The organism is Bradyrhizobium sp. cf659 (assembly GCF_900113725.1).
Classification (GTDB): Bacteria; Pseudomonadota; Alphaproteobacteria; order Rhizobiales; family Xanthobacteraceae; genus Bradyrhizobium.
The window spans coordinates 1,682,526-1,694,386 of sequence record NZ_FOQJ01000001.1 but is presented as its reverse complement, the minus strand read 5'-3'; the positions used below and the strand labels follow the sequence as shown (position 1 = coordinate 1,694,386).

Below are 11,861 nucleotides of genomic sequence, written 5' to 3'. Positions count from 1 at the left end.
AGCCGGGCCGGGTCGGTGCTTCACCAGCGCCTCGTTACTCCCGCCGTGTCCGATCGCTGCGCGCGGGTTCGTCATAACCCTTGCGACGGCTATAGAACATCAGCGCGATCAGGCCGCAGCCGAACACCAACATCAGGACGACGGCCCCTCCGAGGATGATGTTGCGGTAGAGCGGCATCGATGGAGTTGCCTGCCATACCGACACGCAGAAGGCGGCTGCCACCACGAGAAGAGCTATCAGAGCGGCCCACAGGAGCCATTGATTCGCGTGGCGCACGATCGCCTCCATCGCCCGGGTTGCATCGCCTTCGTGGCAAATCTGCTGCCGGCGGATTGCGCAAGTTGGGAGGGGCGTCCCTAGCGCCACCGCCATCCGCAATGACGACGACCGCGATGCCACCAGCAAACCCATCGGCGCCTGCGCGGCGGTGGACGGCCCCAGCCTGGACGAGGCGGCGGTCCCCACTGCGGTCCCCACTGCGCTTGCCAGAGGAGCGGCGGTCGTCCCCAGCCCGGGGCAGGGCCCCAGGCGGGAGCGGGCGGTCCCCACCACCCCGCTTGCCAGCGCGGTCGCGGACGAGCCCAGCCCGGACCAGGTCCCCAACCGGGACCGGCCGGGGGTCCCCACCACTGAGCTTGCGTCAGGAGGTCCGACGACTCGCTGGCCTGGCCAAGATCGTGGGCAATCGGCATCGCTTCCGCAGTCTCAATCAGGCGAAGTCCGATAGCGCCGATCGCCGCGGCAGCGACGGCATTCTGAGCGAAGCCAAGGAAAGCTCGACGGTTGGGAGTGTCCATCATCATCTTCTCCGTTACGCAGTTCGCCGCACGGACTGAAGCGCATAAAGCAGCCACGCCAGGCCGTGCGAGATCAGGTCGACGCCAAGCAGGAATCCGAGGGCCCAGACGCTGATGGTCGGAAAGCCGAACAGGATCAGCACGCCCGCGAGCAGTCCGAAGATGCCGGAGATCAGCATCATCCGTCCGTTCTGTCGCCAATGGGCGAAGCTCAGCACGCATCGAATGACGCCCGAGGCGAACAGCACCGCGCCGAGGAAATAGGTGAGGATCAGGGCACCGGATGCCGGCTGGGTGAGCAGCACAAGCCCGAAGGCGAGATAGAGCGCGCCGAGAACAATCTGCCACAGGAAGCCGCCCCATCCTTTGGTCCAGAAGGCATGGGCGATCTCGAATGCGCCGGCCGCGATAGCCGTCAGCCCGATCAGTTTGACGCTGATGATCGTCGCGAAGACCACGTCGCTGAGAGCCGCGACGCCGGCGGCGATCATCACGATGCCGAGGAGAGCGCAGACCCATAGCGGAGGCGAGCCCAGAACCCCGATGTCCGACCGGCTGTCATAGACTGTCATGCCATCCTCCTGATCCGCGCGATGATCAGCACGCTTGGGATGCTAGCTTCGAACCCGCGCGGTCGACATCCGACGAAACCCTGAGCGACGGGGTGGGAATGTTCTCGTGGGCCCAACCGGGCTCCAGCGATCGCGCGTGAAATCGCCGTTGCGAGCTATCGGCTGCCGCGCGGACCCAGCGTCAGATTGGTGACGCCGGCCGCGAGATTGATGCCGATCGACCGCTCGACCGACAGCGGCTGTAACATCACGCTCCTGCGCGAGCCGCCGATCAGGACGTTGGCGCCGAGACCGGGGCCGAATGCCAAGCTGCCGCTCGCGCCGACATAGTTGCCGCGCAGGGTGGCGGAGCCGATCCGCGAGTTCTTGGCGAGCACGGCCCAAGACAGGGAGCCTGCACTGGTCACGCCGAGATCAAGGCCAACGCGCCGGATCCGTCCCTCATAGATGAACTGCCTCGGCGGGTTTCTCGCAAAGAATGTGCAGCGCAGTGACTGCGCCGATCCAAGCACAAGCCCGACGCGCGGGGTGCTCAAGCAGAGGAGCCGGCCGACCCTGAACGTTTCGGCGCGCGCGGGCAGGTTGGCGATGCATAGCAGCGCGGATGTGCCGAAGACTGCAACAAGCCGTGTCATTCGCATTCAAGCCTCCACTTGGCTGTTGGTGTCGGAGGGCGCGACCCTCGGTCGGCCGTCCTGGCGGAGCCAGAACGTGATGCCGAGGCCGATCAGCAGCACTGCGCCCAGCAGGAAGAAGAAGACGGACTGCTTCAGCCAGGAAATCGCCGGGACGGCAACGCCCATCGCCAGGCCGAGGAACGAGATTTGCAGCGACAACAGGCTGACGCCGGCAAGGAACGTCCCGAGTGCGAGCAACGTCAGCAGGACCAGGCCGGTTGCCGGTGTCGGAAGCAACTGCTGGACGCCCGAGACCAGTATGATGTTCATCGTGACCAGGACGGCAATCCAATGCAGCGCCTGGGTCCAGATCAATCGGAGCTGGGCCTCTTTGCCTTGGGTTTCCGGCCATTTGGTAACGACGCAGACGACGCAGATGGCAAGCGCCAGGAATTCCCAGTAGCCGACGAGAGGCTGGTCGGAGACGTTGGTATAGGCGACGCCTCCGATAGCGAGCACCAGCGCCACGATATAAGGAAGCTGCTGCCACAGGAAATGAGCCATTCCGGAACGAGGCGAAGGAGGCTCCGTACCCACGTTCCGTTGTACATCGATCTTGCTCATGGGCTATCCACTCACGATCTACCGCCGTTGAACGTTTGCTTGAGGTCGTCGCCGAGGTAGTCCTCGACGTAGAAGCGGATGATCGCGACACGGCCGATCGCGACCAGTGGCATGGCCAGCGCGATGCCCAAGACGCCGAACAGCGCGCCCAGCATGACAATCGCGACCAGCGTCCAGGCAGGCGGGATCTCGACCGCCTGACGCTGGATCAGCGGGCCGATCACATAGCCTTCGACTGACTGGATGATCGTGTAGATCAGGACGGCCCAGATCAGCAGAGAACTGCCGAGCGGCATTGCGACGAGCGCGATCGGAATTGCGGCCACGATAGGTCCGAGATAGGGAATGAAATTGGACAGTCCCGCCTGCAATCCGAGCACGAAAGGACCGGGCAGCCCGATGAGGTAGAGTGCGACCCAGACCCACAGCGTCATGAGGATGATGCGGATGAACTGTCCAACCAACCACAGCCGCATGACGGTGCCTATCTCGTCCATGACTGCTCTTGTCCGCGCGCGATAGGACTGCTTCACCAGCATGACCAGGCTTTCGCGATGGCTGTTCGGATCGAAGGCAAAGAGGATCCCGAGGAACAGGATCACCAGCGCGCCGGTCAGAAGAGTTGAGGCTCCGCCGAGCAGAAATTGAGCATGGCTGAGAAAACGGCCCTGATCCGAGAACAGCCATTGCGCAAAGTCGCGGCCCCATTCCGGGCCGAGGAGGTCAACGCCGTATGACAGGAGGTGCTCCTGCAGGATATCGATCTGGCTGTCCATGACCTTCAGCAGGAGGCGCGTCTGCTCAGGCAGCTTGCCCGCACCCCAGACCGCTCCAAACCCCGACAGAGCCGAGAACAGCAACAGGACCAGCGTCAATCGCCAGGCGCGATTGAGCGGAAGGACCGGCGCCAGAGCCCTCGCGCATGCATCCAGAAATGCGGCGAACAACACGCCTGCGAAGATGAGCAGGAGACTGGACACCGTTTGCCACACCAGAAACAGGCAAACGCACGCAGCGAGCAGCGTGAAGCCGGTCGCGAGAATGCTGCGCGGTGCGTCGTTCTCCGGCTGGCCGGTGGCATCGTTGCGTAGAACGACCTCGTGGAGCTTCTCCTGTCCTGTCCTGGACTCGCTCATGGATCGGTCCAATCGCTGGAGTCGACTGTCGTCTTTTGGCGCCTAGGTCCGGACGCGCCGGCTGCCATAGTGCGGATGCTTTCCGCCGCGATGACGCCAGTAGCGGTGCTTCGTCGGGTTCGTATTGGTGTTGGGCGCCGCGCTCTTCGGTGCCGACGCGCCGGCATCTTTTTGGGCAGGCACGCCGGTCTCGGTCGGCTGGGCCGGCGACAGCGTTGGACATGCGGAGACCGCCACCAATCCGCCGAGGATCAAGGCGCCACAGATAGCCCGTGTGCTCATATCCGCCTCCATGTAACCAGGGACAAGGACTCAAATCGAGATGGCTCCGGTAGCCAGCGCGTAGACGCCGGCGCATGCGGCGATCGTGATCGCTGCAAAAAGGATAGTTTCGAACGGCCTGAAGGTCGCTTCCTTGCGCTCGCGTTTTGCGAGAAGGAACAGCACCGTGCCGGGTGCATAGAGGATCGACGACAGCAAGAGAAACTTGGGCCCGCCTGCGTAGATCATGCCGGCCGCGTAAAGTGTCGCGATGGCCGATCTGATCCAGTCGACAACGCGGGCGTGCTCGCCGGCGTGATAGGTCTCGCGGGTCCAGGCGAGCTTCAAGCCGTACGCTGCAACAAAGAAATATGGGATGAGCGTCATCGCGCTCGTCATCTTCAAGGCAAGCGTGAATGCGTATTCGGCAAACCAGGTGACGAGCAGAAAAATCTGGATGACGCAGTTGGTGAGCCAGAGCGCGCCGGCAGGGACCTTGTACACGTTTACCGTGGCGAGAAAGGAGGGCATGGTGCGGTTGATCGCGGCGGAATGCAGGACCTCGGCCGCCAACAGTGACCAGGACAGGTAGTTGCCGAGGACCGAGATCAGGAGTGCCACGCTGATGAAAACGCTGCCCCAACGGCCGACGACCGCTTCCATCACGCCGGCCATGGATGGTGTCGGGAGATCCGCCAACTCCGCTCGCTGCAGCACGCCGTACGACAGAAGCGTCACGAGGACGAGGAGGCACAGAACCGCCAGAAAGCCGGCAAGGGTTGCGAATCCGACATCGGTGCGGCTCCGGGCGTAGCGGGAGTAGACACTCGCGCCCTCAATTCCGACGAACACGAACACCGTCAGCAGCATCGTGTTGCGAACCTGTGCGACCACGTTCGAAAGGTCCGGCTGCTCCGTCCCCCAGAAATTAACGGAGAACAGCGTGCCGTCGAAGGCGATGACGGCGACGACAATGAACATTAGTATCGGGATGATCTTGGCGTAGGTCGCGATCGTATTGAGCGCGGCGGCTCCCGTGATGCCGCGCAGCAGCAGAATGTGCACGCCCCAGAGCAGGACGGATGCCGAAGCGATCGCCACCGGCGTTGTGCCATCGCCGAAGATCGGGAAAAATTGTCCGAGCGTCGCCTTGATCAAGACGAGACAGGCGACATCGGCAAGGCAGCAGCCGATCCAGTATCCGACTGCCGAAGCAAAGCCGATATAGTCGCCAAATCCGGCCCTGGCATAGGCATAGATGCCGGCATCGAGGTCCGGCTTGCGCTGTGACAAGGTCTGGAACACGAAGGCGAGCATCAGCATGCCCGTGCCCGCGATGGCCCAGGCGATGATTGCTCCGAGCGCGCCCGTGCTCCGTCCGAACGCTGCAGGCAATGCAAAGATACCGGACCCGACCATCGACCCGATCACGAGCGCGATGAGCGCATTCCGGGAGAGCCTTTGATCGGCCTGGCTCGATGGAGGCGCCATGGTGCAAGCTGGCCTTCCAATCGGAGATCGGGCAGGCGCGACAGATCCTTGCGACGGTGGAGCGCCGGCCACCCCTTGGCCAAGACCTTAGGAGCAGCCCCTCTGCTCGAACATCGGTGATTCTATGTAGAGAGCACTGGCAGGAAACCAGTAGGCCGGACCTGGTCCGGCCAGCTTCGTCTTTCCTCAGTTGCGACCGGACGAAAGTCCGGGAGCGGTATCGGCCACAAACACGAAGCTCGACCGGACGAATTCCCCGGCCTTGGCCAGCTCTTCTACGATGCGCCGGGCATGCAGCATCGCCGCGTGCTGGTCAACGTGCTCGCATCCGCTCTCGTCCGGCGAGAGGCCGTACCTGTCGACGATGTGAAAGAAGTAGCGCATGTCGGCCGATTAGGCCGGAAAGCGTGCCGCTTCCAGTGACAAATGCGTAAGGGTCGTAATCAGAAAGACGAACTCAAGCGGCGGCTCCATCTTACGATTCTGTAAGGCGGAAAACCGCCGCAAGCCGAAGGGCAGGTGTGCCGACTTTGCAGGCGGAGTAGGGTGATCTTGCCCCGGGATATCGGGTGATTGTCCGATATCCCGTGCGAGGGCAGCGGAATAGGGTTGCTGCATCCTAAGGGCTCCGCGAGGAGGGAAGCGATGTCGAACTACGATCAGAACCTGGCGACCTCTGACGCAATCGCGGTGGACGCCGGATTGCGCGGCTACATGCTGCGCATCTACAACTACATGGCCGCTGGCGTCGGCCTGACCGCCGTTGTGGCATGGCTGACCTATCAGCTCACCGGTCCCGCATTGCTGCAGAGTCCGTTGATGTGGGTCTTCATACTGGCGCCGCTCGCGCTGGTCTTTTTCCTCAGCGCGCGCATCAATACGCTGTCGGCGGCGACGGCGCGGCTCCTGTTCTTCATCTATGCCGCGCTGGTCGGTGTCTCGCTCTCGATACTGCTGCACATCTACACCAGTGCCTCGATCACGCGCGTGTTTTTCATCGCGGCCGCGATGTTCGGAGCGCTCAGCGTATTCGGCTACACCACAAGGCGTGACCTGTCTGGTCTCGGCACTTTCCTGTTCATGGGCCTGATCGGGGTCATCATTGCCAGCCTGGTGAACCTCTTCCTGCAATCAAGCGGGCTCGACTGGTTGATCTCGATCGTGGGCGTCGGCGTCTTTGCGGGGCTCACGGCCTACGACACCCAGCGGATCAAGGCGATGTACGACAGCGGGGACGATGAAACGTCGGCTGGCCGCAAGTCGGTGATTTCAGCGCTGTCGCTCTATCTCAACTTCATCAACCTGTTCATGATGCTGCTGCGTCTGGCCGGCAGCCGGCGCTAAGCGGCCAAAGGAATGGCGCCGTCAGCCGTCAGGCCGCGGGTCGCTCCGCGGCGCTTGCCAGCGCGTCGCGCAGGGCCTGCTCCCTGGTGTCATCCAGGGACGTCTTCAGCACGGTCCCTCCGGCGTCCTTGATCTCCTTCAGGACCTTGTCTGCCGTCATATTCTTGATCAGGACGAACAGGGCGGCATTGCCGGTGTGGAGTGACCCTGACAATTCCTTCATGAACGAGTCGTCGATGCCGAAATCGGACAACGCGCCGCCGAGCGCGCCGGAGGCCGCGCCGACGGCGACACCGAGGATCGGATTGAGGAAGATCATGCCGATCAGGAGTCCCCAGAAACCGCCGGTTACCGCTCCCATCGACGTCGTGTTGACGAGTTGATTGAGCTTGATGCCGCCGGAATCGGTCTTCACGGCGATCACGGCATCGCTGATCGTGATCAGATATTCCTTCTGCAGCTTGAGCAGCCGTTGACGCACTTCCTCGGCCTTCGCTTCGGATGGATATACGATTGCGACTAAATCGGACATGAAGACCTCCTGCTGGATCGCACTCCGCCGGCCAAGCCTGGTACGCCAGCGCCGTTGGCGGGACGCGCTGTCAGAGATTAGCCGTCGGTTCACTGGCGCGGCATCGGAGAAAACCCTCGGGCGTCGGGATGAATGTTCCTGATCATGGCAACGGGGAACACTTGGGTCTGACCTGTTCCTGACCGATGCATGAGCGCGCGCCCTCACGCGGCCACAAGCATCAACCCGCTGAACAGCAGCGCCAGCATGACAAGGCAGGTGCTTGCCGCCGGCCACTTGCAGAGAACATCGTTGCCCCTTTCAACATAGCTACCGAACGCGGAGCAGCTGCGTCGGCATCGATCGAGCACGCCGATCGCGACCTTCCAGCGCACCGAAGACGCAAACGGGTGCGGCCAGGGGCTGAGCAGGATTGCCAGCACCACGCCTCCCAGGACAGGCAACAATGATTTGGAGAGCGTCCCGAGACCGGAGAGACCGGACGGCGAAATGTGCCGGACAGGCAGATACGGTTCCCAAGGCACGAGGCCAAGCAATAACGAGCAGAGCGCCAGGACGAGCGGCGCCACGTCCCGATGGCGCGGTGCGGGGCCAGTCAATACAACAGACTTGTCCGGAGGGGCCAGCGCATGAGCCAGAACCAAAAAGACATAGGCGGCAGTGAATACCCCGCCGGCCTGGAGCACGACCGCCCACCACCATTGCTCGCTCTCGGTCGCGGCCTGAAGCAACAGGTCTTTCGCCAGGGAGGCGCCACTCGGCTGCACGCCCATCAGTGCGATGCCGGCGAAGGCGAACGCCAGCACGCTCAAGGGCAGGACCCGCGCGATACCGCCGAGCCCCGTGATGCGATCGTGGCCGAGCCGGGCGTAGATCGACCCGGCGGCCATGAACATCGCCGCCTTCGCGGTGGCATGAGAGGCAGCCTGTAGCAGGCCGCCCGCAAGGGCCCCGCCACTCTCCTGGTGACCCGAGGCATTGAACGCGAGCGGAAACATCAGGAAGAGATACCCGATCTGGGCCAGCGTTGAATATGCGATCAGGAGCTTCAGTCGCTCCTGGCGCAAGGCGAGAATGCTTCCAAACACGATCGCCGCCGTTCCCAGCGCGGCGAGCAGTTGCGCGGCGGCGAAACCAGGCAGCCCCGGCATCACCTGGAACCAGAGCCGCACGATGACGAAGAAAGATCCCTTCACGACGAGGCCGGACAGGATCGCACTGGCGGCAGCTGGCGCGCCCGCGTGGGCAGGCGGTAGCCAGAGATGCAACGGAAAGAGTGCGGTCTTGGCCAGAAGACCGGATGTCATCAATGCCGCCGCGACGAGCGAGGCAGGCTCTATTCCAATCCGATGCGACAACAGCACGATATCCAGGGTGGCATGGAGGCCATAGAGGAGTGCCGTGCCCAGCAAATAGAGCACGGAGCCGAGCAACGCGAAGAGCAGATACCGTATCGCCGCTCGCAGGGTCTCCGGGCGGCCATCCAGCGAGACCAGGGGCACCGCGGCGAATGTCAGCAATTCCAGGGCAACATAAAGCGTGAAGAGGTCTCCACCGACAAAGATTGTGTTCAGCGCGGCCCAGACCGCCAGCAGCAGGATCCAGAACGCGAATGGCGCGCGGGCCTTGGTCGTCGTGACGGAGAATTCAGCACCGGCATAGACGGCGACTGCGGAGATCACGACTGCGGTTGCCGCAAGCATCACGGCCGACAATCCGTCGGCGCGCAGCGCCACCCCCAGCGGCGGCGGCCAGGCGCCGAGCAGGTAAACGAGAGGGCCCGTGCTCTGCGGCACTGCTGCCAGAATCGTCACGGCGATCGCCAGCCCCAGCGGGACCATCGCGAATGCGACCAGCCTGACGTATCGCTCGCCCAGAACGAAGGCCAGCAGAACCCCCGCGATGGGTAGGGCAATCGACAGCACCAGCAGGAAGCCGCTCGGGGTTGTTGTCGCGTCCAGCGCAGGGGCAGGGGGCAGCATCAGCCACCGGCCTGATCTGGGTCATCGCCCGGCGAGACGCGACTGCTCCGCGCCACGGAGGCGCTCGTCTGGAACAGCCGCAGCAGCAGTGCAATTGCCAAAGCCGTTGCGGAAAACGCGACGACGATGCCGGTGATCACCAAGGCTTGCGGCACCGGATCATTGCCGATCCCTGCCGCCGCACCGCGCCGTCCAACGACGCCGAACAGGAGGAATACGCCGCTGCCGAGCAGATTGAAGGCGATGATCTTGCGGAGGGGCTGGGGCTTCGTGATCAGGCCGTAGAGCCCAAGTCCGACTGCGGCAGCAGCGCACAATCCGAACACCGTCACGCCGCTCCGGGCTCCGTGCTCCGTTCCGGGGCACCGGCGAGCAGCAGTCCGAGCGTCGCTGCGATCGTCAGGGTCATTGCGACCTCGATGCCAAGTATCAGCGGCTTGGCCAGCGCCGGCGGATAGGACAGGAATGCGGCGCCAAGCAGAAGGCCGGCAAGGCCGACGAGCAGGAACAGACCGGGCCCGGCAACGAGGATGAACCGTACCGATCGATGGCTCACGAGCGGCGTGTCCGCCAATCCGGCCATGATGGCCAGCAGCCACATCGACGCGAGAATCGCGCCGCCCTGAAAAGCTCCGCCGGGATGGTCGGAACCGGTCCAGAGGATATAGATCCCGATGACGATGCCAACCGGTGGCAGCAGCCGCGCAAGAAAGGCGAGAACGCCACGTGGATCGGCCTGGTGGCGCGGCCCGGGACGGCCGCCCCACGCGCTGTCAGGCGCAAGCGACCAAACGCCGATGATGGCCAGCAACAGCACGACTTTCTCGAGCATGGTATCCATGGCGCGGAACGCCATGAGCACGTTGGTGACGGGGTTTGACAGGCCCGTCGCCCAGGCATTTGCAACAGCGGCCGGAGCAAGCGTCGGAGCAGGATCGGGTAGCAACAGGACGACGCCGGCCAGCGCCACAGCCGTCAGTACGGATAGCGCTGCGGCGCCCGCTCGCAGCAGTTTTCCTGGCGTTGCGTCTGCCATCATGTCGGCATCCCGCAATCGCGCCGCCGCGCCCAGCAGCAAGACGCCACCGAGCCCGCCGCCGATTGCGGCCTCGGTCAGCGCGACGTCGGCAGCATCGAGGCGTACCCAGATGAGTGCCACCAGCAGTCCATAGGCGACGAACCCGACCGTGGCCGAAAACGTCTCGGGCACGACGATCGTCCAGACGCCGAGGGTCAGCACGACCGCGGCAAGAACGATTTCGAAGGCCGTCTCAATGCTCATCGGTTCAATGGGCCATGGCGCGCCGCGCGCGCAATTAGTTGCGAGACGGTGGCGCCCGCGAGCAGGCCGAGCAGCCAGATACCAACCAGCTTCAACCCGTCGCGAAGACCTGCTGCTTGCGGGAGCAGTCCAAGCACGACCAGACCGAGGCCGAGATTGTCCGCCTTGGTCAGCGCGTGCAGGCGCGTCAGGGTATCGGGAAAGCGAAGCAGGCCGACCGTGCCGGCCAGAAAAAAGAACGCGCCGGCCGACACTGCTGCAATCGTCATCACGTCGCGTGCGAGGCTCATTCGTCCTCCGTTGATGCGGTTCCATCGGCGGTGAAGCGGGAAAGCCCCTTCTTGACGAACGCGATGGAGGTGAAGGTGGCGAGCAGCGCCAGGGTCAAGGCCACGTCGATCGCTGCGGGGATGCTCGCGACGGTGCCGAGCAGCAGCAGCGTCGCAATGCCTCCGGTCCCAATCAGTTGCGTCGCCATGACTCGGTCAGCGTCGCCAGGGCCACGCAGGATCGACAACAGTCCAAGCGCCAGCATTGCCAGAATGAAGCCGACCGCGACCGTCAGGAACTCAGTCATTGTAAAGCGCTCGAGCCAAGGCCGACTCCTCCTGATCAAGTTCGGCGATCACGGGCTGATCGACGTCGAGGCAGTGATAGAGGAGTTGCGTCTCCTTCTCTCCGGCCGGCACGGTGCCGGGCAACAGGCTTGTGAGTGTCGCGAACACATTGCGACGCAGGCCACGCGGAAGGCGGGTTGGATACGCGACGAATCCAGGGCGCAGCGGCAGGCCGGGATCGAGTGCGCGCCTTGCGACGTCCACTCCGGCTACAATGGACTGGTACAGGAACAGAAGGGCCAGTCGGAGGATCGCGCGAGGTGAGCGCCGCGACGTGCCAGGCTCCAGCAAACGCAAGCTGGTCCAGGTTGCTGTCGCGACGGCGATTGTTGCGGCAGGAATGTCATCGAGAGAGGTGCCGGCAAGCACGAGCCAAAGGCAGAGGAACCATGCCGCTCGAGACGCCGCGCTTCGCCAGGACGCCCCGACTCCGACGCCCGTACGCGCGTCTCGTTTTCCTGAAGGCCCTCTCACTTCGGAGTCCTCGATTGGCGGCGGGTCAGGTCGCGCCGTCCTGCGGCGTTTCGAAAACCAAGTTCAAAGGGATGGTGAACTGCAGGTACTCCACCCAGATCCCTCTGATTCGCCGACCCGCCGCGCGCGAT

16 protein-coding genes are annotated in these 11,861 nt (G+C 63.7%); 1 reads left to right on the top strand and 15 read right to left on the bottom strand.

All coding sequences use genetic code 11. The annotated features are described in order from the left end of the window. Nucleotides 1-34 precede the first annotated feature (34 nt). From BM118_RS08220 to BM118_RS08185, 8 genes are all read right to left on the bottom strand, one after another. Nucleotides 35-412, bottom strand: a complete 378-nt coding sequence (locus BM118_RS08220) for a hypothetical protein (RefSeq protein ID WP_244550094.1) — start codon at nt 410-412, stop codon at nt 35-37. A gap of 400 nt (nt 413-812) precedes the next feature. Next, nucleotides 813-1,370: an HdeD family acid-resistance protein gene (locus BM118_RS08215; RefSeq protein ID WP_092183850.1), complete on the bottom strand. Its 558-nt coding sequence runs from the start codon at nt 1,368-1,370 to the stop codon at nt 813-815. Nucleotides 1,371-1,525: 155 nt separating this feature from the next. After that, nucleotides 1,526-2,011 carry a DUF992 domain-containing protein gene (locus tag BM118_RS08210; RefSeq protein ID WP_092183848.1) on the bottom strand — a complete coding sequence of 162 codons (486 nt, stop codon included), beginning with the start codon at nt 2,009-2,011 and terminating at the stop codon, nt 1,526-1,528. Further along, complete coding sequence (locus BM118_RS08205; protein WP_092183845.1) at nt 2,012-2,611, bottom strand: hypothetical protein; 600 nt, start codon at nt 2,609-2,611, stop codon at nt 2,012-2,014. 11 nt (nt 2,612-2,622) lie between these two features. Continuing rightward, the gene (locus BM118_RS08200) at nt 2,623-3,747 is read right to left on the bottom strand and encodes an AI-2E family transporter (protein ID WP_092183843.1); all 1,125 of its coding nucleotides are present in this window, start codon (nt 3,745-3,747) and stop codon (nt 2,623-2,625) included. 42 nt (nt 3,748-3,789) lie between these two features. Then, nucleotides 3,790-4,029, bottom strand: a complete 240-nt coding sequence (locus tag BM118_RS08195) for a hypothetical protein (RefSeq protein ID WP_092184366.1) — start codon at nt 4,027-4,029, stop codon at nt 3,790-3,792. A gap of 30 nt (nt 4,030-4,059) precedes the next feature. Next, entirely contained in the window at nt 4,060-5,499 is a 1,440-nt protein-coding gene (locus tag BM118_RS08190) for a basic amino acid/polyamine antiporter (RefSeq protein WP_092183841.1), read from the bottom strand. A gap of 186 nt (nt 5,500-5,685) precedes the next feature. Then, nucleotides 5,686-5,883: a DUF6894 family protein gene (locus tag BM118_RS08185; protein WP_092183839.1), complete on the bottom strand. Its 198-nt coding sequence runs from the start codon at nt 5,881-5,883 to the stop codon at nt 5,686-5,688. A 261-nt stretch (nt 5,884-6,144) separates the two neighbouring features. Here BM118_RS08185 and BM118_RS08180 point away from each other — a divergent pair, with 261 nt between their 5' ends. Further along, entirely contained in the window at nt 6,145-6,843 is a 699-nt protein-coding gene (locus BM118_RS08180) for a Bax inhibitor-1/YccA family protein (protein WP_092183837.1), read from the top strand. A 28-nt stretch (nt 6,844-6,871) separates the two neighbouring features. Here BM118_RS08180 and BM118_RS08175 read toward each other — a convergent pair whose 3' ends face one another. From BM118_RS08175 to BM118_RS08145, 7 genes are all read right to left on the bottom strand, one after another. After that, a complete protein-coding gene (locus tag BM118_RS08175) occupies nt 6,872-7,375 on the bottom strand; it encodes a DUF1269 domain-containing protein (RefSeq protein ID WP_092183835.1) in 504 nt (167 codons plus the stop codon). A 203-nt stretch (nt 7,376-7,578) separates the two neighbouring features. Next, nucleotides 7,579-9,357, bottom strand: a complete 1,779-nt coding sequence (locus BM118_RS08170; protein WP_092183833.1) for a complex I subunit 5 family protein — start codon at nt 9,355-9,357, stop codon at nt 7,579-7,581. After that, nucleotides 9,357-9,689, bottom strand: coding sequence for an NADH-quinone oxidoreductase subunit K (locus tag BM118_RS08165; RefSeq protein ID WP_092183831.1), 333 nt, complete (start codon nt 9,687-9,689; stop codon nt 9,357-9,359). Before BM118_RS08165 ends, BM118_RS08170 begins: the two co-directional genes overlap by 1 nt. After that, nucleotides 9,686-10,597, bottom strand: coding sequence for an MnhB domain-containing protein (locus BM118_RS08160; RefSeq protein WP_244550093.1), 912 nt, complete (start codon nt 10,595-10,597; stop codon nt 9,686-9,688). Before BM118_RS08160 ends, BM118_RS08165 begins: the two co-directional genes overlap by 4 nt. Nucleotides 10,598-10,635: 38 nt before the next feature. Continuing rightward, complete coding sequence (locus BM118_RS08155) at nt 10,636-10,929, bottom strand: monovalent cation/H(+) antiporter subunit G (RefSeq protein WP_092183827.1); 294 nt, start codon at nt 10,927-10,929, stop codon at nt 10,636-10,638. Continuing rightward, complete coding sequence (locus BM118_RS08150; RefSeq protein WP_092183825.1) at nt 10,926-11,216, bottom strand: MrpF/PhaF family protein; 291 nt, start codon at nt 11,214-11,216, stop codon at nt 10,926-10,928. Before BM118_RS08150 ends, BM118_RS08155 begins: the two co-directional genes overlap by 4 nt. Beyond that, nucleotides 11,209-11,730: a Na+/H+ antiporter subunit E gene (locus tag BM118_RS08145; RefSeq protein WP_092183823.1), complete on the bottom strand. Its 522-nt coding sequence runs from the start codon at nt 11,728-11,730 to the stop codon at nt 11,209-11,211. Before BM118_RS08145 ends, BM118_RS08150 begins: the two co-directional genes overlap by 8 nt. Nucleotides 11,731-11,861 lie beyond the last annotated feature (131 nt).